16 protein-coding genes and 2 rRNA genes are annotated in these 24,168 nt (G+C 44.2%); 10 read left to right on the forward strand and 8 right to left on the reverse strand.

Translation table 11 applies throughout. The features are described 5' to 3' along the window. Both R6242_RS15550 and rrf read left to right on the forward strand, forming a co-directional pair. A 23S ribosomal RNA gene (locus R6242_RS15550) occupies nt 1–1,153 on the forward strand; the annotation flags it as partial. A 260-nt stretch (nt 1,154–1,413) separates the two neighbouring features. Further along, nucleotides 1,414–1,527 (forward strand): 5S ribosomal RNA (rrf, locus tag R6242_RS15555). Nucleotides 1,528–1,723: 196 nt separating this feature from the next. On the opposite strand, the gene R6242_RS15560 is transcribed toward rrf, so the two are convergent. After that, nucleotides 1,724–2,770: a glycosyltransferase family 1 protein gene (locus R6242_RS15560; protein WP_318428465.1), complete on the reverse strand. Its 1,047-nt coding sequence runs from the start codon at nt 2,768–2,770 to the stop codon at nt 1,724–1,726. After that, nucleotides 2,767–3,585: a UDP-2,3-diacylglucosamine diphosphatase gene (locus tag R6242_RS15565; protein ID WP_318428467.1), complete on the reverse strand. Its 819-nt coding sequence runs from the start codon at nt 3,583–3,585 to the stop codon at nt 2,767–2,769. The genes R6242_RS15560 and R6242_RS15565 overlap by 4 nt, the downstream gene beginning before the upstream one ends. Before the next feature lie 135 nt (nt 3,586–3,720). On the opposite strand from R6242_RS15565, the gene R6242_RS22315 reads away from it, so the two are divergent. Further along, complete coding sequence (locus R6242_RS22315; RefSeq protein WP_412100312.1) at nt 3,721–3,924, forward strand: DUF1289 domain-containing protein; 204 nt, start codon at nt 3,721–3,723, stop codon at nt 3,922–3,924. 458 nt (nt 3,925–4,382) lie between these two features. On the opposite strand, the gene R6242_RS15570 is transcribed toward R6242_RS22315, so the two are convergent. Then, nucleotides 4,383–6,356, reverse strand: coding sequence for a DUF2298 domain-containing protein (locus R6242_RS15570; RefSeq protein ID WP_318428469.1), 1,974 nt, complete (start codon nt 6,354–6,356; stop codon nt 4,383–4,385). A 342-nt stretch (nt 6,357–6,698) separates the two neighbouring features. Between R6242_RS15570 and R6242_RS15575 the strand changes: the two genes are divergently transcribed. The 4 genes from R6242_RS15575 to R6242_RS15590 all read left to right on the forward strand — a co-directional run bounded on the left by R6242_RS15575 (nt 6,699) and on the right by R6242_RS15590 (nt 12,468). After that, entirely contained in the window at nt 6,699–8,705 is a 2,007-nt protein-coding gene (locus R6242_RS15575) for a site-specific recombinase (RefSeq protein ID WP_318428471.1), read from the forward strand. Then, a complete protein-coding gene (locus R6242_RS15580; protein ID WP_318428474.1) occupies nt 8,680–9,279 on the forward strand; it encodes a 2OG-Fe(II) oxygenase in 600 nt (199 codons plus the stop codon). Before R6242_RS15575 ends, R6242_RS15580 begins: the two co-directional genes overlap by 26 nt. Nucleotides 9,280–9,406: 127 nt before the next feature. After that, nucleotides 9,407–10,588, forward strand: a complete 1,182-nt coding sequence (locus R6242_RS15585; protein ID WP_318428477.1) for an ABC transporter substrate-binding protein — start codon at nt 9,407–9,409, stop codon at nt 10,586–10,588. A gap of 62 nt (nt 10,589–10,650) precedes the next feature. Then, on the forward strand, nt 10,651–12,468 hold the full coding sequence (locus tag R6242_RS15590; RefSeq protein ID WP_318428479.1) for a GGDEF domain-containing protein: 1,818 nt from the start codon (nt 10,651–10,653) through the stop codon (nt 12,466–12,468). On the opposite strand, the gene metF is transcribed toward R6242_RS15590, so the two are convergent. Then, complete coding sequence (gene metF, locus R6242_RS15595; RefSeq protein WP_293933146.1) at nt 12,440–13,270, reverse strand: methylenetetrahydrofolate reductase [NAD(P)H]; 831 nt, start codon at nt 13,268–13,270, stop codon at nt 12,440–12,442. The two genes, R6242_RS15590 and metF, sit on opposite strands and share 29 nt — an antisense overlap. A gap of 269 nt (nt 13,271–13,539) precedes the next feature. On the opposite strand from metF, the gene R6242_RS15600 reads away from it, so the two are divergent. Then, nucleotides 13,540–14,853 carry a glycosyl hydrolase family 18 protein gene (locus tag R6242_RS15600; protein ID WP_318428483.1) on the forward strand — a complete coding sequence of 438 codons (1,314 nt, stop codon included), beginning with the start codon at nt 13,540–13,542 and terminating at the stop codon, nt 14,851–14,853. A gap of 55 nt (nt 14,854–14,908) precedes the next feature. Here the strand turns inward: R6242_RS15600 and R6242_RS15605 are convergent, their stop codons facing one another. The 4 genes from R6242_RS15605 to R6242_RS15620 all read right to left on the reverse strand — a co-directional run bounded on the left by R6242_RS15605 (nt 14,909) and on the right by R6242_RS15620 (nt 17,941). Next, on the reverse strand, nt 14,909–15,799 hold the full coding sequence (locus R6242_RS15605; RefSeq protein ID WP_318428485.1) for an endonuclease: 891 nt from the start codon (nt 15,797–15,799) through the stop codon (nt 14,909–14,911). 116 nt (nt 15,800–15,915) lie between these two features. Next, a complete protein-coding gene (locus R6242_RS15610) occupies nt 15,916–16,635 on the reverse strand; it encodes an EAL domain-containing protein (protein WP_318428488.1) in 720 nt (239 codons plus the stop codon). Nucleotides 16,636–16,781: 146 nt separating this feature from the next. Next, nucleotides 16,782–17,465, reverse strand: a complete 684-nt coding sequence (locus tag R6242_RS15615; protein ID WP_318428490.1) for an LrgB family protein — start codon at nt 17,463–17,465, stop codon at nt 16,782–16,784. After that, nucleotides 17,462–17,941, reverse strand: a complete 480-nt coding sequence (locus R6242_RS15620; RefSeq protein WP_318428493.1) for a CidA/LrgA family protein — start codon at nt 17,939–17,941, stop codon at nt 17,462–17,464. Before R6242_RS15620 ends, R6242_RS15615 begins: the two co-directional genes overlap by 4 nt. A gap of 130 nt (nt 17,942–18,071) precedes the next feature. Between R6242_RS15620 and R6242_RS15625 the strand changes: the two genes are divergently transcribed. Both R6242_RS15625 and R6242_RS15630 read left to right on the forward strand, forming a co-directional pair. Then, nucleotides 18,072–21,518, forward strand: coding sequence for a DUF748 domain-containing protein (locus R6242_RS15625; RefSeq protein WP_318428495.1), 3,447 nt, complete (start codon nt 18,072–18,074; stop codon nt 21,516–21,518). A gap of 575 nt (nt 21,519–22,093) precedes the next feature. Next, nucleotides 22,094–23,929 (forward strand): diguanylate cyclase, encoded by a 1,836-nt coding sequence (locus R6242_RS15630; RefSeq protein ID WP_318428497.1) that lies wholly within the window; start codon nt 22,094–22,096, stop codon nt 23,927–23,929. Nucleotides 23,930–24,168: the final 239 nt, after the last annotated feature.

The raw sequence follows: 24,168 nt of genomic DNA on the forward strand, positions 1-24,168 counted from the left end.
GAAATGGGTCGCAGAGAAATGGGGGCTGCGACTGTTTATCAAAAACACAGCACTCTGCAAAGTCGAAAGACGACGTATAGGGTGTGACGCCTGCCCGGTGCTGGAAGATTAAATGATGGGGTGCAAGCTCTTGACTGAAGTCCCAGTAAACGGCGGCCGTAACTATAACGGTCCTAAGGTAGCGAAATTCCTTGTCGGGTAAGTTCCGACCCGCACGAATGGCGTAACGATGGCCCTACTGTCTCCTCCTGAGACTCAGCGAAGTTGAAATGTTTGTGAAGATGCAATCTCCCCGCTGCTAGACGGAAAGACCCCGTGAACCTTTACTGTAGCTTTGCATTGGACTTTGAAGTGGTTTGTGTAGGATAGGTGGGAGGCATTGAAGCATGGACGCTAGTCTGTGTGGAGCCGACCTTGAAATACCACCCTGACCCCTTTGAGGTTCTAACCTTGGTCCGTTATCCGGATCGGGGACCGTGCATGGTAGGCAGTTTGACTGGGGCGGTCTCCTCCCAAATTGTAACGGAGGAGCTCGAAGGTCGCCTAGGTACGGTCGGACATCGTACTGATAGTGTAATGGCATAAGGCGGCTTAACTGCGAGACAGACAAGTCGAGCAGGTGCGAAAGCAGGACATAGTGATCCGGTGGTTCTGAATGGAAGGGCCATCGCTCAACGGATAAAAGGTACTCCGGGGATAACAGGCTGATTCCGCCCAAGAGTTCACATCGACGGCGGAGTTTGGCACCTCGATGTCGGCTCATCACATCCTGGGGCTGTAGCCGGTCCCAAGGGTATGGCTGTTCGCCATTTAAAGTGGTACGTGAGCTGGGTTCAAAACGTCGTGAGACAGTTTGGTCCCTATCTGCAGTGGGCGTTGGAAATTTGAGGGGGGCTGCTCCTAGTACGAGAGGACCGGAGTGGACAGATCTCTGGTGTACCGGTTGTCACGCCAGTGGCATCGCCGGGTAGCTAAATCTGGAAGAGATAAGCGCTGAAAGCATCTAAGCGCGAAACTCGCCTCAAGATGAGATTTCCCCAAGGCTTTAAGCCTTTTAAAGGGTCGTTCGAGACCAGGACGTTGATAGGTCGGGTGTGGAAGTGCAGTAATGCATTAAGCTAACCGATACTAATTGCCCGTAAGGCTTGATCCTATAACCTGAGACGCGTGTTGTGCGACAGGATACAGGTATCAGTAGGCAGGAGTCAGGAGACAAAACCTGAAGCTGTACTGATACTGACAATCTACCTAATTCTGATTTGAGTTTAAAAGTGAGCAAGCAAGCAGATTGTTTGCGATATCTACGCGTGGGCACAGGTGCCCACCCTACTTCTTCTATTGATTGCAGGGCCAGTATTGGAGGACGTGTATTTTACCTGTCCCCCGTTACCTGTCCCCTGAAACCCGTTAAAGTCTGGCGACCATAGCGAGGTGGTCCCACTCCTTCCCATCCCGAACAGGACAGTGAAACACCTTAGCGCCGATGATAGTGCAGATTACCTGTGTGAAAGTAGGTCATCGCCAGACACCTTATGTAGTAAACAGAACCCCCGTACTCGAAAGAGGCGGGGGTTTTGCTTTGCGCGAAAGGAATGTGGGGAGTGGGGAGTGGGGAGTGGGGAGTGGGGAGTGGGGAGTAAAAATGCCCATCGACTTCCCACTCCCGACTCCCCATTTACTGTCGGGTGACGCATCAAGCTGCTAACCCGACCCAAGGGAGGGGCTATTCGCCCGTATTGGCCATGCTGAGTGCGAGCTCGTTCTGTGCTGTAGGGGTGAATGGGTGTAGGTGAGTTAAGAATTGCTGGCTGGCTGCGGCCCATGAGAATTTTTCGGCGTGTTTGCGTACGTCTTCACGGCTGATTTTTAATGAATCAAGGCAGGCTTTTTGCAAGTCTTCACAGAGTGCGCCTGGGCCATCTTTACCGATCACATCAATGGGGCCAGTCACTGGATAGGCGGCAACAGGGCAGCCACATGCCATGGCTTCAAGTAATACCAGCCCGAAAGTATCTGTTTTGGATGGGAAAACAAAGGAATCTGCTGCGTTATAAACCTTGGCTAATTCTTCCTGGCTTAATACGCCCAGCCAATTGATGTCTGTGTATTTCAAGCGTAATTGAGCAGCGGCTGGGCCATCACCGCAGACCCATTTAGAGCCTGGTAAATCGAGCTGTAAAAAGGCTTCGATATTTTTTTCGACCGCTACGCGTCCTACATACACAAAGATAGGGTGGCGGGTTTGCAGGCGGTCACGTTCGCCTGGGCTGAATATTTTTAGATCTACGCCGCGCGACCACATCACTACTTTTTTGAAGCCACGCGCTTCTAAGTCTTTGACTACTACGTGAGTAGGGGCCATCACAGCTTCGGCGGCGTTGTGGAAACGGGCCAGCCAAGCGTAAGTCCACGAAAGGGGAATACCAAAGCGCAGCTGAACGTATTCTGGAAAACGCGAGTGATATGCCGTGGTAAAGGGAAGCTTGTTTCTGATGCAATAGCGGCGTGCTGCTAAGCCAAGCGGCCCTTCGGTGGCGATATGAATGGCATCGGGGTGGAAGGCCTTGATGCGCTGGGCTATTTTTCTGCCGGGAAATAATGAAAGCTGAATCTCTGGGTATGTAGGGCAAGGAATGGTACGAAATTCCAGTGGAGAGAGCACGTCAACGATGTGCCCCAAGTGTTCTAATTCTTGACGTGTTTGCTTAAGTGTACGCACTACGCCGTTGACTTGAGGTTCCCATGCATCTGTCACAATCAGAATATTCATGCTGCAATTCCTTCGAAGAGAGGAGGATGAGGAGCGTATAAATTGATCAGCTCTGCTTGTTGATCGATAAAGAATTTTTGCCAAGTAATAATGCGTAATTCACCATCGGGTAATTCAACTAAGGCGGTGAGGCTTTCTACCCAATCGCCATCATTACAGTAGAGAACACCATCAATTTCGCGCATTTCTGCTTTGTGGATATGGCCACAAATCACCCCATCTAAGCCTCTTTCCTTTGCTTCGCTGGCGACAGCGGCTTCAAAATTAGAGACAAAATTAACCGCAGACTTTACTTTGTGCTTCAGGAATTGTGAAAGCGACCAGTAACCGAGGCCTAAGCGGGCGCGAGCCCGATTGAACCAATGATTCAGTTTCAATGTAATGGTATAGAGGCGATCACCGACAATCGCCAGCCATTTTGCGCATTGCACCACGCCATCAAATTTATCGCCGTGTAGCACTAGGAAGCGTTTACCATTGGCCATGGTATGAATCACTTCATCTTCAATGATAATGTCACCAAACATGAGGCCCAAAAATTGCCGAGCACCTTCGTCATGATTGCCGGGTATATAGGTTACTTTGGTGCCTTTTCGGGCTTTTCTGAGGATTTTCTGGATCACATCATTATGGCTTTGTTGCCAAAACCAAGAGCGCCTTAAGGCCCAGCCATCAATGATATCGCCCACTAAATAGAGATGGTCTGAATCGCAGTGTTTTAAAAAATCAAGTAGGTATGCAGTTTGGCAGCCTGAAGTGCCAAGATGAAGGTCAGAGATCCATATACTACGAAACTTGAGAGTGCTCTCCGACATACGAGTAACTCAGCTAGGTGATTGGGTAATAGTGACGATGTTTGATGACAGATTCGAGTAGCTTATGTGACAGCTTAATTTATTTTAAGTTTTGCGCTGGTGGAGCTGCCGCTAGCGATTCATTGTGGAGATCATATGTTGAAAAAAGAGCGCCCTAGCTCACCTTGTATCGCTGTTTGCTCAACGGCGTTAGGGGATGAAATATGCCGTGGCTGTGGGCGTAGTGTTGTAGAAGTGTCAACTTGGGTAATGATGAATGAGGAACAGAAGGAGCTAATCTGGGCACGCTTGGAGGAGCAATGGCGGCTAGGGGGAAAAACTGCGCCATGGCTGAGGTGAGCATGCTTCAAATATAAATAAGAAAGTGCAGCGTAGAGTCTTTTTTACGCGGCGCTTTCTTATGTCAAGCACATCTTTTTTAGCAGTCTGTCGGACTTAGGCGTCCGTAGCGAAAAAATGATCGGTTCGAGACAGATTTTGTGCATTTTTGAGGCGAATAGCTGATTATTTAACGAAAAAATGCGCGAAATATGGCCGAATACGGTGTTTTTGCAGTAGGACAGTCCTTAGTCCGCCAGGCTGCTAGGGTCTGTTGACGTTTCATTCACGGCTGCGTTTAGCCCAGTTTTAGGGCTGAACAAGGCAAAAATTGCGACATGGCACGAGTACCATTAGCGATTTTTAACGCTGTGCAGCCCCAAAACTGGGCTAAACCCTCTGCGTGCGAGGGATTTTCCTCGCTCAGCGCAATTGCGAATGAAACGTCAACAGACCCTAGCTAAATAGAGCTTAGAAAACTAGTTCCGTCGTTCCCACACGCCCAATTCAACGCCATTTTCTGCAAGCAGGACGCGCCATGCGTATTGTGCGTCAAGTTGTTGGCGAAGTAAGGCAAAGGCAGCTGGGGCGCGGGCTTGATCGAAGCGGCTCCATACAATGTAGCGAATATTTTGGCTGACTAACCAAGGCCCTGCATCGGGCAAGGCACCGTGGTAAAAAGCACGGATTTTACCCGCTTGGGTTTGAATAAAGGCCGCTTGATTGCGCCAAAGACTTTCATGATCTGGCCAACCTAAGGCGGCGGCTTGGCCACTATGTAGGGCAAAGGCGCTGGCTGCGGTGTAGGAGCCAGCATCTAATCCCTCCAATACCAAACCTTTCTCGGCACTACGCAGGTGTTTAAGAATGGCCTGATGGGCAATATCATTTTTTAACCAGCCATCTCCGGCAAATTGGCCAAGGCTGGTTTTAGGTTGATAAAGCCAATATTGCGCTTGCGGTAGCGCATACGTGCAGATGGCAAGCAAGGGGACAACAGCAAGGCAACGCCTCCAGTAGGCTTGGCTGCTTAAGGCCATTGAGCCCAGTAATAAGAGTGCTGCAGGATAAAGCCAAGACCACCATTTTAAGGTGGAATTAAACCGGTTATAGCTGCCAGAAAGGGGATCATCGATATAGATTATTTCCATGGCAGCAAGTAAAAGTAATACGCCTATGGCACTCCACAGTGCAAGTCTGTTTTCTTTTCCTTGGCTGATGGCCAGGGCGGCCAGCCATAACACCGGCCACCAAATAGCTAAGCCTTGGCGTAATGGGGTGTGATCTTCGGCGGCAACAAAGGCAAACCCCGCTGAAAGCGCATTGGGTGCATAGCTATTCATAAAGGGGTAAAGCAGTAGCAAGGCTAAGCTTGCGCCAAAGATTAGATATTTTAAATAGCAGCTTTGCCCTGTGCAGCGGCGATAGCCACACCATGCTAGTAGCAGCAAACCTTGCAAGGGCAGATTCCAAGCATTAATGGCCAAGAGCAGCGGCACGCTTGCCCCAAGCGCTATAGAAAGTGACTTGGTTTGTTGCGTGTTTTCTAATTTAATCATCAGTGCTAACGCAAAAAACAGCAGCGCAAATCCTGCCAATGGCGGATGTAAATCACCGAGGTAGATATAGTAAGCTAGCGTTTCAAGGGGTAGCTCACGTGCTGTGCCCTCTACGGCTTTAGGAAAAAGGGCCGTGCCGACGGAGGTATTGATTTGCTGATCATATAGCCCTACAAAGCGGGTATTGGCCCATAGCTGATTTATGGCGGCTTGCGTGCTAGCAATTGGGCTAGAGTCGGTTTGTGCGTAAAGTATGGGTAAGAGTGGAGAAACGCCCGTACCACCGATTAATAAAGCAGCGATGACAAGGGCTTTTTTCCAAGTTGCTGAACAAAAATGGCTAACAACAGTCCAAGCTAAGCTGATGCTAAAAGCAATCGTTAAGCAAAAACCTAGATTCATGGCTAAGCCAGCAGGGATCGCGAGTATTCGGCCAGCTAATGCGGTGGCGTAATGTAAGAAGCCGTAATAGATATCAAACTGGTAACCAGGCAGCCAAACATCGCTGGGAGGAAGGCGGCTGCCACTGATGTAATTAGAAACGAAAGCTAAGTCGGTAAGATGTTCAGATTGGCCATCAATATCAGGGAAAGCAAAGCGCCAAGCAAAAACATAAAGAAAAGGTAGCCAAAAGGGTAGCTCTGAGCGCCAGCCACCTGTTTTCCAGTGCTTGGATAGGATTGCAATACTGCAAAGTGTACTCAGTGGCCAAACCCAACTGAGCGAGCCAAGGCCCACGAAATGCTCAATAAAGAATAAGCTGGTGATCAGTGTGAGCGTGCCGCAGGCTCGTGCAAGCTGGGTATCAGTAAAGTAATAAGTAAATACGCGGCCTAATCCTGCTAAATTGATAAGCAGAATAAAGACCGTTAATACTAAGTAAATCAAATACATATGGCTCTCCCGCATCGTCATCAGGGTGATGATCTGATTTTATTGGTTTGATTGTACATAAACCATCAAATGAAATGAGCTAATCTAGCGGCCTATTTTTTGTAAGAGCTGCAGAGTGAGTAATGTGAAATTGTAATAAATGGGAAAAGGGAAAAGATGGCTTGCCAACGATACGTGATTCCCGTTCAATTCGTGCTGGATTATTAAAAGAAAGTCATGTTGAGCTAAGTATGAGTGGTTTAAATCTCTGTATTTTAGTGGCAGTGGGGTCATCTTTAATATGCTGTAATGTGGCGTTTAAACTAAAACGCTCTCATATGAATGATATAAAAAGAGTACTGAATGGAAAAAATATTAAAATCAATGCAAGTAGCAACGGTAGAGCAGGCTGTTGAGCTACTCATCAAGCTGATTGCTGCATTACGCCCCGCTAAACTGGATGACACCACACAAGCGATCAATAATATTCAATCGCTCTGCTATTTACTTGAGCAAAATATTGAGCTGCGCAGCGGATTACGCCGCCACTTATTGCATATATTATCGACCAGCAAGCAGGTTCACCTTTATACCGACACGGGTATTCTTTCCAATGAAAGTCTTTATGATGCATTGGTGAGGCGAATTGGTCATCGGCTGTTGCCTCCAACTATTAATTTAGCCTCGTTAAAAGATTTATTTGCTGCAGTATTTAATCATCCAGAGGATCATGTTTGGTTTGGCAATGTGCCGCATGAAATTTGGTTTGATTTAGGCAAAGCACTGCATTTTCACGATGAAACGGATCGTGACAGTATTAATCGCACCTTGGTACAAATGTTAGAAGCGATACAAGTTTTGTCTTGCCGAGTTTCTGCGATTGGGCTTGAGCCGGAAATAGTTAAAAACCATCCTGATATTGAACGCTTTGAATCTCCTTTTGTGCGGCAGAATGTAGAAACATTAGCGTGGATAGAGCGCTATCGCCAAGATTTAATTCATGATGGTAAGCCTAGCGAAGATGATTTGCAGATTCGGGTATTACTGGCTCAGTGCGAAGACGTAATTGCAAAAGTGCGTAAAAACGCAGCCAAGCAGGGTGTGTCGGTTAGCCTTACCTACTTACTGATTCGATTGCGGCAGCATATCGATAGGCTAAAAACGCTATTAACTTTAGCTAATCCTGAGCCATCAATAGAAAAAGCAAACACGTTACTTAATACCCTGCATGCTTTTGTGCTGGCAGAGAATCGCAAATATAGCTTAAGAGATTTATTTGCTGAAAATACTGAATTGCTGGCCTTGCAAGTCACTGAACATGCTAGTCACACTGGCGAGCACTATATTGCTGAAACACGCCGTGATTGGGCTGGGATGTTTAAATCTGCAGCGGGTGCAGGAATAGTGGTCGGTTTTATGGCAATGTTTAAGATTTTAATTACCAAGGCGCATTTGCCTTTAGTATTAGAGGCGATTGCGTTTAGTTTTAATTATGCCTTTGGTTTTATGCTTATTCATATGCTGCACTTTACTGTGGCTACTAAACAGCCAGCAATGACTGCGGCTAAAATTGCCGCATCAATTCACTACTCTTCTAAGCAGAAAGATAGTTTGAGCGAGCTAGTCGAGCTCATTGTTAGTGTGTTCCGAACTCAGTTTGTGGCTATTGCAGGTAATGTATTACTGGCTATGCCAGTGGCCTTACTATTAGGTATGGCTTGGCAGTGGCAGCTAGGGGAGCCCTTTATAGGCGTAGAAAAAGCTGAACATTTGCTACACGATTTAAGCCCGATTGCCAGTCTAGCTATTTTTCATGCTGCGATTGCTGGCGTGTGCTTATTTATGTCGGGGCTTATTTCAGGATATTACGATAATAAAGCGATTTATAATGAAATTCCTGCGAGAATTGCGGCGCTACCTTGGCTAAAACGGTGGTTTGGAGAAGGCCGGGCGAAAAGAATGGCTAATTATATTGAGCATAATTTAGGTGCTTTAGCGGGTAATTTTTATTTTGGAATTATGCTAGGCTCTATTGGCACTGTGGGCACTTTGCTGGGTTTGCCTATTGATATTCGCCATATTACTTTTTCATCGGCTAATTTTTCTTTTGCACTTGTTGCCCAAAACTTCCAAATGAGTTGGCAGATCGCGGTGATTTCATTACTAGGTGTGGCCATTATTGGTATGACCAACCTTGTGATCAGTTTTTCTTTGGCGCTTTGGGTGGCATTACGCTCACGTAAATTATCCTTTAGGCAGACTCGGCCATTATTGGGCCAATTGATGCGGCGTTTTTTAAAGCGGCCTGCAGATTTTTTTATTCCTACGAAAGATGATACATCGAGTGAAACAACGAGCAATGGGCATTGAATTCATTATAGATGGCTTGGTCAAGAATGGCTTTGCCGTGTTACCGCAGTTTTTAAAGCAGCATGAAGTAAATGCACTTGCTCAAGTGATGCAAGAGCGAAAAAATTTATTTCATCAGGCTGGAATTGGCCGTAATGCATGCCATGCGGTGCTTGAGCAAATTAGAGGGGATGAAATTTGTTGGATTGAGCCAACAGACCCTCTGGCGGCTACGGCATTAGCGCAGTTAGCTGAATTAAAATATGCACTGAATTCCCAGTTATATTTGGGCTTGGATGAGTTGGAATGTCATTTTGCTATATACCCAGTTGGGAGTTTTTATAAGCGCCATTTAGATCAGCACCGTGGAGAAGATACTCGGGTTGTGACCATCGTTTTATATTTAAACCCAGCATGGCAAGCTCATGATGGGGGTGAATTGCGTTTATATTTAGGTGAGGAGCAATATATGGATATTGCTCCTGTGGGAGGTAGTTTGGTGGTATTTTTATCTAATCAATTTGAGCATGAAGTCTTGGTTTCTAAGCGAGAACGCTTGTCACTTACAGGGTGGTTTCGCCGCCGCCTTATATGATTCAGTTCATAGGCCATTTCATTGGCACGTATTACAATGGTGAAATAGCCACATCGGGGCCGCCATTTGGGGAAGTAGTAATCATGCTGGATCATAATGCTCGCCCTATTCATTATATGGGTGATATGTGAGTCTTTTTCGTCGTTGTTCTATTTTGATATTGCTGTTAAGTAGCTCGCCTAGCTGGGCTATTTCGGTTTTATTTATTAATCCAGGCAAAACTAGCGAAGCATTTTGGGTAAGCGTAAGCCAATCTATGGCTGCTGCTGCGCAAGATTTAGGCATGGAGCTGCGTATTATTTATGCTGAGCGCGATCATTTGCGCATGCCTTTATTGCTACAGCATGCTATCGATCAAGGGGCAAAGCCGGATTATTTAATTGTGGTGAATGAGCGGCAAATGGCCCCACCATTATTGGCGATTGCAGAGCGCGCACATATTCCTACACTGCTAGCATTTAATGATTTAACCTCGGAGCAACTCATGCAATCAGGGCTGCCTAGGGAAAAACTAAAATACTGGATTGGTAGCTTAACCTCAGACAATCGCCAAGCAGGCTATTTAACCGGCAAGACATTATTAAAGCGTTTGGTGCAGAGTAAAAAACCTGCCGCAGATGGCCGATATCAATTGTTGGCCATGGCAGGAGATAAATCTACTCCCGCTTCTCAAGAGCGTTTACTGGGTTTACAAGATGCACTGCAAGAGTTTCCCAATGTAGAGCTTAAACAAGTTATTCACGGTAATTGGAGCCGTGGCTTGGCTGCCGAGCAAATGACCGTCTTATTGGATCGCTATCCTGATTTAGCTGCAGTATGGTGTTCTAACGACCTGATGGCTTTTGGAGTGTTATCTAGCTTGGAGCGCCGTTATGGGCGTGACCAAGCTATTTTAGTCTCAGCAATTAATCATTCTAATGATGCGATATCAATGATAAAGAAGGGCCGTTTGACAGCTTTAGCGGCAGGGCACTTTCTATTAGGCGCATGGAGTATGGTGCTGCTGTATGATTATGCACATGGCTATGATTTTGTCGCACAAGGTACGCAAATACAATTGCCTATGTTTAGCATGGTGAATGCAAATAATGCGGATTTATTTTTATCGCGCTTTAGCCGCCAAGGTTTAAGCCTTTATGATTTTTCACGTTACAGTAAAGCCATTAATCCTAAAATAAATCATTATAGTGGGGAATCTTTCGCTACTTTGGATACTTGTGTTTCGACTAGAATGGCTGGAAAAACAAATAAATCGAGGGCTTGCGCGCAGGATAGTAAGCTGCTTATTGCAAGGAGTAGTATGAAGTGAGTGGCCATTCTTCGGCGAAGCTATCCAGATCAAAGCGAAATTTTCAACCGATAGCGAAGCGCTTGAATAAAGTATTACTACGGATTGGCATATTATTTATGCTGATCCTGATTGTTGCGTATGCAGGGATTGTTTATTTTGATATTTCATCTGGATTACGCTCACGGCTTAGCAATACTGTACAGAATCATGGCCCACGCTTAACGGCGGCTCTATGGGATATTGACCCAATTACGATTAATGAAGAACTCGATACGCTGGCGGCCTTACCCAGTATTGCTGGCGTGGTGTTAATTACGCCAAGTGGTGCTCGATACGAGCGCGGCTTAAGCCAGCGGGTTGAAAATGAGTTTAGCTATTCCGTTGCATTGGTGCATAAAAATAGCAGTAACACGGTTGGCACATTAAGTCTTATTGGCGACGCCTCGGCGGTATGGTCTCAATTAGCATATCGAGTACTGCCTTTTTTTATTGCACAAATTATTCTAGTGCTAGGCATTCTATTGGTTTTGCAATGGTTATTACGCCGTGTTGTGGTACGGCGTTTGGATGCTTTGGCTATTCATACTCATTTATTGCAAGCAAATCGCATAGAAAACGCACCTGCTCCCCCTGCTTTTTCTACCGTGGTACAAGATGAGCTGGATTGTTTATTAGAAGGTTTTGCATCCTTACAAGGTAATTTATTAAAAAATGAGCAAGAGCGCGAGCAATTAATTCATGCTTTGGCAGAAAGCCGTGATCAATTAGAGATTGAAGTGGCACAGCGTACAGGTGAAACGCTTTATTTATCTGGTTTTTTGCATATGTTATCTAAAGATGCTCAGCGTTATTTGGATTTGCCATTAAATCAGGCTCAATTTGGATTAGAGGAAACATTGGCTCAAACAGGCGTACTGTTAGGGCTAGATGCTTTAGTTGCCGTGTGTTTTTCAGATGATGTTTTGCCAGAAGAGGTGTATTTATGGCATAAAGAGGGGCGTAAGCTTCGTGCTGATTTTATATTAGGGCGGCGTGCTTTATATCAGCTTAGTGAATACAATTTAAATATTAAGTCAGTGTTTTTTATTAATAGTGTGGATGAGTTAGATGCAAGCTGTGGTGAAGCAGTGCTGTGCCGAGATTTAAGTCTAGCAAAATTAGTGGCTTTACCTTTTGATTTTAATGCAGAGCGCCTTGGTGTTTTATTTGTAGGTTTGAAAAACCCTCATCGGCAGTATTCTAAATTAGAAATGCGTATCTTACCAATGGTGGTGGGATTGTGTTCCAATGTATTAGCACATCATCGCCAACAATTGGCCTTGCAGGCGGCTAAAGAGGCTTTACTTGCCGCCAATGCAAAATTGGCATTGCAGGCTAATCATGATGGCCTTACTGATATTGCTAATCGCCGCGCTTTTGATGATTGCTTGTTGCAAGAAATGCGTCGAGCAACCCGCAGTGATAAGCCATTATTGCTGATTATTTTAGATGTGGATTTATTTAAACAATATAATGATTCCTATGGGCATGGCGAAGGAGATATTGCGCTAAAGAAAATTGCTGCCGTATTGGCGCAATTTGCCGAGCGAGCTGGGGATTGCGCTGCTCGGATTGGCGGCGAAGAATTTGCGCTATTATTGCCTCAGACAGATATGCGTATTGGAAAATCATTAGCTGAACGGATACGGCTAGCGATTATTAAATTGGGCTTATTGCAGGCAGATGGCGGGCCTCTAACCGTGAGTCAGGGTGTGGCTATTTTTTTAGGGGATGAAGAAGCCAGCCCTGCTGACTTCTTACGCATGGCAGATCAAGCGCTGTATCGTGCTAAACACGGTGGGCGTAATCAGGTGAGTATTGCCAAAATGCCTAGCGCCCCAAGCGCTGGCACACTGTAGAAACGGCACCGGCAGCATTTAGGGTATAAAAATGCAGGCCGGGTGCGCCACCTGCTAATACACGGTCAGATAGTTCGGTAACGAAATCAAGGCCAAAAGCACGAATAGAGGCGGTATCGTCGCCAAATGCTTGTAAACGTAGCCTTAACCAGCGTGGAATTTCTGCGCCGCACATTTCAGAAAAACGAGCTAATTGGCTAAAGTTTTGGATAGGCATAATGCCCGGCACGATAGGAATATTGATGCCGCGTGCATTCACTTCATCCACAAAGCGGAAATAGGCGTCGGCATTAAAGAAGTACTGTGTAATGGCCGAATCTGCCCCTGCCCGTACTTTATTTACAAAGTTACGAATATCGGCTTCGGCGCTTTGAGCCTGCGGGTGAAACTCTGGATAGGCTGCCACTTCAATATGAAACCAATCTCCAAACTCTTGGCGTAAAAAGCTGACCAATTCATTGGCGTAACGAAACTCGCCAAAATCCCTCATTCCTGAAGGGATATCACCACGCAAGGCCACAATATGGCGAATGCCGTGGTCTTTATAGTTTTGCACAATGCTGCGGATACTTTCTTTGGAGGAGCCCACACAGGAAAGGTGTGGCGCTGCAGCGTGCCCTTCTGATTGGATGTCGAGCACGGCATTGAGCGTACCTTCTTGCGTGGTGCCGCCTGCTCCAAACGTCACGGAGAAAAACTCCGGTTTAAATTGGGCGAGCTGCCTGCGCGTATTGCGTAGTTTTTCTGCACCTTCGGCGGTTCTAGGCGGGAAAAACTCAAAGCTGATAGGGGAAGGCGTCATGTTTTTTTATCCAAAGCACTAATCGGTTCATCTTAACATTGTCGCATTAGAGATTGCATGCAGGCTATTCATTGCAAAGATGAAAGAAATTAATAATTTTTGCGGGGAATGGGCTCGTCATATAGATGATACTGTAGCGCGTTTCAATAAATATTTTTTTATATTCAAAGGCTTACGTCTTTATTGGCTTGTTGTATGCTGACGTCGTGCTTAAAACTACTTCATAGAAAGTAGTGGGCACTTTCAATATACTTAATAAGGATGGAGTTATGACTAAAAAGACTAGCAGCACCCGTATCGCCGTGCTAATTGCCTCGCTGATGCTGAGTTTTTCAGCATTTGCTTTGGATAATTGGCAAGAAGGCAACACTTATAATAGCGGCACACAGGTGGCTTATTTGGGGAAAACCTATCAGGCCCTTGTGACGCACACTGCCTATGTGGGTGCCAATTGGAACCCCGCAGCAGCGCCTTCTCTATGGAAGCTTGTTGCGACGCCAACCCCGACCCCGACCCCGACCCCGACCCCGACCCCGACCCCGACCCCGACCCCGACCCCGACCCCGACCCCGACCCCGACCCCGACCCCGACCCCGACCCCAACCCCAACCCCAACCCCAGGCACCCTAGCTAAGCATGCTTTAGTGGGCTATTGGCATAACTTCACCAATCCTGCGGGGGATACTTTCCCGCTGGCCTTGGTAAGTGATGATTGGAATGTGGTGGTAGTAGCGTTTGCAGATAATGCAGGTGGCGGCACGGTGGCGTTTAATTTGGATAAAAACGCGGGTGGCGAGGCGAAATTTATCGCCGATGTGGCCAGCTTAAAGGCTAAGGGCAAGAAAGTGGTCTTGTCTTTAGGTGGGCAGGATGGCTCGATTACGCTGAATAATGCCTCGGATGTGAGCCGCTTTGTGGATAGCCTGTACGCCATTATCAGCAAGTATGGTTTTGATGGAATTGATTTAGATTTGGAAAGCGGCAGCGGCGTATCCATTGGCGCACCGATTATTAATAATCTCATCACGGGGGTGAAGCAGCTTAAAACCAAGGTAGGGCCAAGCTTTTACCTATCGATGGCACCCGAACATCCTTATGTACAAGGTGGCTATATTGCTTACGGCAGTATCTGGGGTGCTTACTTACCGATTATTGATGGCCTTAGGGATGAGCTGACGGTATTACATGTGCAGTATTACAATAATGGTGGCTTCACCTCACCGTATTCTACCGCCACGCTAAATGAGGGCACGGTAGATGCTTTGGTGGCGGGCAGCATGATGCTGATCGATGGTTTTGCCACCAGTTATGGCACGGGGTGGGTGTTTAAAGGCTTACGCCCAGATCAGGTGGCATTTGGCGTACCGTCGGGGCCACAATCGGCGGGGCGGGGTTTTGTAACTGCCAAAGTGGTGGCTGATTCACTGAGCTGCTTAACTCAATTAAAAAACTGTGGCAGCATTAAGCCCGCCAAAGCTTATCCAGATTATCGAGGCGTGATGACTTGGTCGATTAATTGGGATAAACACGATGGCTATAACTTCTCTAAACCTGCGGCGGCGGCCTTAAAAATACTGCCGTAAGCGTTGCAAAGGCACTGAAGCGATCTACTGACATAGAGATCGCTTCAGCTTTGCATTAAACGCAATATTGGGCGAGCTTGCTCTCGCTCACAAAGTGATTGCCATCGCCTTGCAGTTTAATAATGCGCTGATTGCGTTTCACCTCCCAATCATCTACCGGATAAGTTTTTGCCCAAGCGCACATCAGCTGCTGATCTTGCTTGGATAGGCTGAGTTGATAGCGCTCATACATATAGAAATGAATTCGCGCAATGCGGCCACGTACTTCCTCCCTAGGCTGGGCTTTTTTATTTTTAAAATCGACAATGGTTTTGCATTGGCCATACATAGGCTCAGGATTACGCGTCCATGCGCTATAGGCAAAGTTACTGCGATCGCCATTTACCTCGCCGACTGATGGCACTAAATTCACCAAATTTCCTTCGGCGCTTTTAAATTGCGGATCATTATCGCTACAGTTTTTGCGCCCGCCATTTTGCCAACATTGCCGCTGGTGGCCTAACACCCAAGCCGGAACCACATGCTCCCATTCCAAACGCTGGGCGCGGGTTTCGCTTTTTCTGGGGGTGTAGCCACAGCTGGCCAAGTCCATTTCTTTGCCCTTATAGGCGCAGCCACAGTAAAAATCGCTTTCCATACCGCGAAATACATCCGGTAAAACTTGCTTAGCACGATTGAAATCGCGTTGGCCAACGGCAGTACGGCCTGTGACCAGCTCTATGGGATCTAATGAATTGTTGTTTGGATCGGGTGGTGGCGCTTCTTCATTTTTAAAAACTTGACTGAGGGCGATTTCGCCGAGCTTGGCTAAGGTTTTAATTTCTTTGCTGTGCACTATTTTTTCGACTTGAGCAATATTACTATCGTCACAAGCACTTAAAAAAAGACTGCAGAATAAAACAATAATTGAAGTGGTGTGCGGGGCATACTTTTTATTGAACTGCATTACTTACACATATTCCTATATTAATTTAAGGCCGAGCGATAGATTGCAAGTGGCCAATGACCATTGCCATTTTATTAGATGGTGTTTACAAGATGGATATTATCAATGTCTTGCTTTTAAGCTCTTACCTGAATAAAGCGCTGTTTAAATAAAAAACCTTGCACCATATCTACATTTAGCTGGCGGGCAATTTCTAGTTGTTCTGGTGTTTCTATACCTTCTAATACAGTACGCTTGCCGGTATCTTTAGCATAACGAATAAGGCTTTCTAAGGCCATGCGATGATTGGGTAAATAAAGCTCATTAAACCAACTGCGATCAAACTTTAAGCAATCTACTGTAATTAAAATCGGGAGGGATAGCATTGAATGGGGGGAGCCAATGTCATCCAATGCTAGTTGGATATTTTTTTCATGGAATGCTTTGGCCATATTAGCACTTTGGCGTGCATCAGAAATATCACTATTTTCGATTATCTCTAATACAATATCACTACGGCAATGAATAAGGGAGAGTAAAGGATTTTCTTCCCCAGCAATATCGGCTACGGCGTAAGCATCAGGGTCTAGATTTAAAAATAACTCCCCAGGGGGCGCATTTTCTAATTGCAATTGCTTCATACAATATTCCACTTGAAATAGCGTCAGTGGGCTATGGTGTAACTCATTAAATAAATGATCAGTGCGCAGCAATTGCTCATCGGCCCGATAAAAGCGGGCAAGGGCTTCATGGGCGATTGTTTCTAAATTGTGCGTATGAATTAATGGCTGATATTCAACGCCAAACCGTTGCTGTTGAATCACATCAAGCAATAGGATTGGGGATAATTTAGGCATTGCTCTTGTTTGTAATGAGAATAGTTATCATATTTTATAATGACTTAGTAAGGCTATGGGCAATAAAATACTTTCTTTTTTTGTCAGTTTTTGCCGAGGCGTGAGCGCAGGTGCATGCTACACGCTAAAAAGACGCTATTGATTTATCAAGCAAAAAGCGGAGTCAGTAAAGGGGCAATTAACACCATAACTACGCCTGAAACCATCATGGTGATACAGGCGACTACCCCTTCTTCATTGCCAATTTCCCTTGCCTTTGCGGTACCTACGGCATGGGCTGCAGCACCAAATAAAGCGCCTCTGGCTAAGCGGGAGCGTAGGGGCAAAATCAGCAGCATAAACTCACCAAACAGCATGCCCATTAAGCCGGTAATCACGACAAATAAAGCGGTTAGCTCCGGCGAGCCTCCCCAAGTGCCAGATACTGCGATTGCAAAGGGGGTGGAAATTGATCTAGGTAACAGGCTGCGAGTGAGCTCTGGTGATAAATGAAATAACTTAGCCAATAACACGCAGCTAAGTAGAGCAGTAAAGCAACCAGCAATCACGCCTGCAGATAAAGAGAGCCAATGCTTAACCATTAAAGCGCGATATTCATAGAGTGGCACTGCAAAAGCAACGGTGGCAGGGCCAAGCAACCATAACAACCAGCGGGTATCTTTATAATAAACCGCATAAGGGATATGGGTGAACAGCATAAAGACAACCAGCAGGGTAGGCGTTAGGACTAAGGGAGCAAGCCACCAGCGTGTATAACGCGCATACAAATATTTGGCCAGTACATACGCGCCAATAGTCAGTAGAAAGCAAGTCATCGCGATCATACTCATGATGCGGATCGCTTTTTGGCACGGGCCAAGCGTAAGTGGTGTTCCCATTTAAAACAGCGATCAACCACAATAGCCGTCACGCACATGACTAAGGCTGTGCCAAGAAAAATCACCACCAATAACTGCCAACCTTCGGCGATAAACAAAGCTTTATATTTGACGAGTGCCACCACGGCGGGCACAAAAAACAGCAGCATTTCTGCCAGCAGCCATTCCGCACCATCCTTCACCCAGTTTAATGGTGCACCCAGTAGCAGTAACATAAATACAAGGCCTAAGCCCAGTACGCCTCCTGGTACAGGTAAGTCTATTTTTACGACTAGCCAATCAGATGCTAGCCAAATTGCAATCAGTAAGCCAATTTGGGCTAAAACACGGGTAAAGGAAAACAGCTTGCTGGCCACCACATACACTCCTGTCATATTGGCGCTTATTTTACGCGCATTAGATTGATCACCTAAATGACTTATTGCCATCGCTAAGGCTTAAGCCGCTATATGAGTGACAAGGGGCACGCATAAGGCATTCTGCCGTTTTTATCCCATAGGCAGCTGCAAAGACAGCGCTTAGAATAGAGCTTATCTACTGGAAAATGGGCATTATTTAATGAGAAGTCTTATCAATACAGGCTTCAAGCGCTGCTTATTGTTTTTTGTTTTATTATTGGGCATTTTGGGCGTGGTGGGAAGCATGTGGCTACCTCACTGGGCCCAGCCGCGCTTAGAAAGCATGCTTTCTACAGCATTGCATCGAAATGTCAGTATAGAAAAAATAGATTTTAACCCCTTTACGTTGCAAGCCACTTTATATAATGGCAAAATTACTGATGGTAAAGCGCCATTTGCACAATTTAAAACTTTAACATTAGATATTGAATGGGCTTCTTTGTGGAGGAAGGCCCCTATTATTAATGAAATAACGTTGCTTGAACCTCAGGTTAATATTGTTCGTATCAATGATCATCAATATAATTTTTCTGATTTACTAGTAAAAGACGATAAGGCCAAAAAAGATGAAAACTGGCCAAAATTTTCATTAAATAATATTAGAGTTGAAAAAGGGTCGCTTAATTTTGACGATCAACTACTGCATACCCAGCAAAAACTCAGTGACTTTCAGCTAGCATTACCTTTTATTTCTACTTTAGAACATCGTGTTAATGAATATATTCAGCCTAGTATGTCAGGTAAAATTAATGGGGCTCCTTTTAATATTGCAGCAACAAGCAAGCCATTTACTCGCCAAAAAGAAACACGTTTATCATTTTCTCTAAATAAATTAGATATAAATAAATATGTTAACTACATTGTACTCCCTGATGAATTAAGACTGCTATCTACCCAGGTGTCAGGGAAAATTAATATTGTTTTTAATATGGAAAAAGACAACTCAAGATTAGTGCTAGAGGGGCCACTACAGTTTAATAATGTGAATATAGAGCAAGCTAAACAGCCTTTTGTAAAAATAAATCAACTAACCTTGAAGCTAAAAGATTTTGAGCCACTCGCTGAAAAATATCGCTTTGCAGATATTAAAGTTGATGCTTTAGATATAGCATTGGAAAAAGCCCTGCAGCTAATTAATAAGCCTACAAACCCGGCTACAACTAAGACTAAAATGCTGCTGGATATTGGCCATTTCCAAGTGATTAATAGCCGAGTTACTTATCAAAATCTTATTTTTGATGCAATTAAGTTTGATGTACATGGCTTTGTTAATCAGGGAAATAAAGCACTTCCTGTAAAATTGGCCGTAAATAGCCCCGATGGGGAACAGCTATTGGCTGACTTAAGCATACAAACTCATCCATTTAGCTTAGCTGGAAAAATAAATGCTTCAAAGTTAAAGCTGGCCCATTATAGCCAATATCTTGCGCCATACTTCAAGGGTGAAATAAGTGATGGTTTATTGGATATAGCAACAATAGCCCATCTTAGTGTAAATCCACTTATTTATACTTTAAAAGATACCGATGTAGAATTAAGTAATCTAGCGCTACAGCAAGCAAATAAACCTTTATTGCTAGTTAATCAGCTAGCTATAAAATCACTTGAGCTAGATTCTGCTCAGCAATTAATAAAAGCGGCAAGTATAGAAAGCAAACAAGGGCAATTAGCGGCTCAGTTATTGGCTAATGGGCAGTTAAATTTAGCAACACTTATGCCCGATCCAGCTACTGCCGCTACGCCTGCTGCACCATGGCGGGTGCAAGTTGAAAAAATAGACATTAATGATTGGAAGCTTGATGTCGCTGATAAAAGCTTAGTACATGCTCCTACCATTTTTATACGTGATATTGCTTTGGGTTTTGATCATTTTGATAGTAAGCAAGGTAGCAAAGGTATATTAAGCTTAACGGGAAAATGGGGAAACAAAGGTTTAATTAATATAGCGGGTGATGTGACTCCCTTGCCTTTTGCTAGTAAAGTGGCTGTTGACGTGCGTAATGTTGATGCCGCTTTTTTACAGCCCTATTTTACTAAATATATCAATGTATCTTTGGCTAGAGGTTTTTTAAATGCTAAAGGGGACTTGCAAGTCGTTACTGAGCCTAAACTAAATGGGCGCTATCGCGGTTTATTGAGTGTAGATAACTTCTATGCCTTAGATAAACAAACCTCTACGGCTTTTTTAAAATGGAATAAATTAGGATTTAAAGGCGTTGATATTGCTTTATCCCCGTTGCGCGTTGATATTGCTGAGCTTGCTTTAGATAAATTTTACTCTCGGCTGATTTTGTCACCTACTGGGCGTTTAAATTTACAAGATATCTTGGTGCGTGATGGTAAGCAAGTATCGGTTGCCAATGCGCAGCAGGCGAGTTCAGTCACGGCAGCTGTTCCTGTAATTAACAATACAGCTCCTTTAGCGCCAATCAATATTCAGAAGATTGTCTTTAGTAATGGGGATATTCGCTATAGTGATTTTTTTATTAAACCTAACTTTACCGCTAATTTAACCGGCATGACTGGGGTGATTAATGGCTTGTCTAGTGCAGACAACGCATTGGCACAATTAGATCTACATGGATTTGTAGATAAGGTTGCACCTGTTAAGGTAAGTGGGGCGTTTAACCCATTGGCTAAAAAAATATTTCTTGATCTTAAAGGTGGAGTGAAAAGTTATGATTTAGCTTCTGCCTCAACATATTCCAGTAAATACGCTGGCTATGGGATAGAGAAAGGCAAGTTATCTATGGATATTTCTTATAAAATTGAAAATAATAAATTATTATCAAATAATAAATTATTTTTAGACCAATTTGTTTTAAGTGATGACAGAATAGCGAGTGAAACCGCAACTACGCTTCCCGTTAAATTAGCGTTGTCATTATTAACGGATCGCCGAGGGCAAATTAATTTAAATATTCCGATTGAAGGCTCTTTAGATGATCCTGATTTTAGTGTCAGTGGAATTGTTTTACAGGTCATTTCTAATCTTATGGAGAAAATGGTGACCGCCCCCTTTGATGTATTAGCTAATAGCTTTGGAGGGGAAAATATTACGCTATCACATATTGCCTTTATTGATGGTAGTGAAAAAACAGATGAGATGGCTATAAAAAGTATTAAGAAGTTAGCTGAGGTACTGAAGGATCGCCCAGCTTTAAAATTGGATATTCAAAGTTACTTAGATCCAATTATTGATCGAGAAGCGTTAAAGAAGAGAATATTACAAAGGAAAGTACTTGCTTTAAAGTTGGCAAAGCTATCAGAAAACACTCAATCTCTTGAAGATGATAGCCAGTTAGCGCTGACAAAAGATGAATATCCTCATTTGCTAGAGCAGGCCTATAAAAAAGAAACCTTTACAAAGCCGACTAACCTCATTGGCTTTGATAAATCGCTCTCTATTGTAGAGATGGAAAAATTAATGACCGAGCATATCGAGGTAAAAGATGATGATCTATACGCTCTTGGCCTGAGGCGTGCTTTATTGGTGAAAGCGGCCTTACTAACCGCAGGGGTGGAGGAGGCTAGGATGTTTGTGGTTAAAGCCAAATTTAATAGCAGCCAAGATAAAAAGTCACGGGTGCAGTTTGATTTGAAGTAAGCTTTTAAAATGAATAGTCGTTGTGCTGTGATAGGTAGCACCACCCAACAAAGACACACAAATAAAGGGTAATCCTATCAACTTAAGGGCACTGAGGATCGTTAAACCTTAATCGATTAACTTAGATCTATCTATTGCAAGCGTTGAAACATCTTAGGGCGAGTATAACCCGCGTTTTTTTCAGCATCACTCGGTTGCACCGGCCCTAAGAATGGCAGATTGCTTAAGTTGATAGGATTGAAATAAAGGGGGGAGTGTAAAAATGGAAAGCAATATTCTCTTTCTAATGCGCTCGCGTACTTTGTGTTTTTTGTATATCTAGAGAGTAATAGTGTTGGTAATAAGGCTTTATGGTGCGCTAGCACGCCATAAAGCCTTTTTTATTGGCCAAACTTACAATTTTATTTACAAGATTAACTTACAGGTTAATATGGTTTTGTGCTTTTTTATGGGGTTTTCTTGAAAATTCTGCTAAAAACACCTTTACTAGCTATGTGTATTGGATATTTATAGGTTTCGGCTGGTTGTATGACTCTTACTCTTTTAATGAGTGTTTTACTTGTATTGGGGCTGTTATGTTGTTGTACAGTGAATCGCCTTCGCATTTAAAAATTCTATTATTACTAGGGCAAGATGCCGATAGTTTATCATTGATTAAGGTTATTCAAAGTACAGAGCTGCCTTGCACCATCCAAGAGTGCCGTGATTTTCATAAATTAGATCAGCTTATTAATAATTCACCTCAAACATTTGATGCCTTGCTTATTGATCTCTCTGAAAGCCATCTAAAATATATGCAGCAGCTGGCACATATAATCAATCATTTGCCTATTGTAGTTTTGGCTCCATTGGGATGCGAGCATTGGATAAAGCATGCAATACAATTAAAGTGTGAGCACTTTTTAATTAAAGATTCGGCGGGTGGTTTTTTATCTTTATTGCCAATGTTATTGCTGCGTGCCATCAATGGGAGCAGGGAGCAAATTGCGCGTACCCAAGCAGAGCTAGATATGATGGAGCATCGCTTAAGCTTAAGTCAAATTGTTGAGGGTAGCCCTGTTGCTTCATTTGTGATTGATTGTAATTATATGGTGACGCATTGGAATTCAGCGTGTGAATTATTAATAGGTAAAAAAGCCTTTGAAGTGATTGGCACAAATAATCAATGGCAGGCTTTTTATTCTGAGGCCAGGCCTGTATTGGCAGATTTAATGTTGGATGATGCTTTAGAGAAAAATGTTGATCTTTTATATAAAGGAAAAGTGCAGTCTACTAATAGCATCTGTAATGTATTTGAGGCTGAGGATTTCTTTACCCAATATGGTGAGCAGGGCCGTTGGATTTATTTTACCGCCACGCCTATTCGTGATGCCTGCGGGAAGATTGTAGGGGCGATGGAAACCTTACAAGATGTGAGTTTAAGGCATGAGGCTGAAGAAGCCTTGCAAGCGAGTAAAGTTTTTTTGGCACAAATTGTAGATGGTAGCTCGGTGGCGACCTTTGTGATTGATCGCAATCACACGGTGACGCATTGGAACCGCGCTTGTGAGGCTTTAACAGGCTTGGCGGCAAAAGAGGTTATTGGTACTCAGCAGCAGTGGCGGGCATTTTATTCCAGTGAGCGGCCAGTAATGGCTGATTTAATTATGAATGGCGCGATGGCCGATGATGTTGATCAGTTTTACCACGGTAAATTTCGCCCCTCGCAGCTAATTGAAGGAGTGTTTGAGGCGGAAGATTTCTTTGCTCATTTTGGTGCTGAAGGTAAATGGGTGTTTTTTACGGCCGCACCTTTGCGGGATTTGAATGGCAATGTTGTTGGGGCGATTGAAACCTTGCAAGATATGAATGAGCGCAGATTAGCCGAAGAGGCTTTAAAAGCCAGCGAAGCGCGCTATCGAGATTTGAGCATTACGGATGGTATGACGGGTTTATTTAATAGCCGGCATTTTTATGAAAATATTGAAAAAGAATTAGAGCGTGCTCGGCGCTATGGCCGACCTTTATCTTTATTATTGATGGATATTGATAATTTTAAAAAAGTGAATGATCAATATGGGCATTTAGAGGGGGATAAAGTACTGCAATCATTGGCGATGGTGATTAGGGGCTGTTTGCGAGAAATGGACAGCGCCTATCGCTACGGTGGAGAGGAGTTTATTGTTATCTTGCCCGAAACGCGCAATGCGGATGCGATTAATGTGGCGGAGCGTTTGCGCCAACGTTTTGCTGACCAAGTTCATCGGCCTAGTGCAGGGGGGATTATTAACTGCACAGTCAGTATTGGTGTGAGCCAGTTTGTGATGGGGGACGATGCTAAAAGCCTAGTGAAGAGGGCTGATGATGGCACTTATCAGGCCAAGCATCAGGGTAAAAACTGTGTGGTATTGGTGGAGATTAAACCTATCTAGCCTGCGACTATTTGCAAAAGATTAACTTATATTTAGCCACTAAAATAGCAAATCAGTAATAAGCCCCGCCATTGTGTATGCAAATCAGGTGGGGTTTATTGTTTTAAATTCTATAGATATGCATTAATTAATTGTTGTATCTTTGCCTATTTATTAATTAATAAATATTTACATATAAATCAAGTGCTTAGCCTGCTGTTAAAGTGTTTTCTCTTATTCTATTGTCATACCTCCCTTGT

The sequence above is a fragment of the Iodobacter sp. CM08 genome (genome assembly GCF_033446605.1).
Taxonomy (GTDB): Bacteria; Pseudomonadota; Gammaproteobacteria; order Burkholderiales; family Chitinibacteraceae; genus Iodobacter.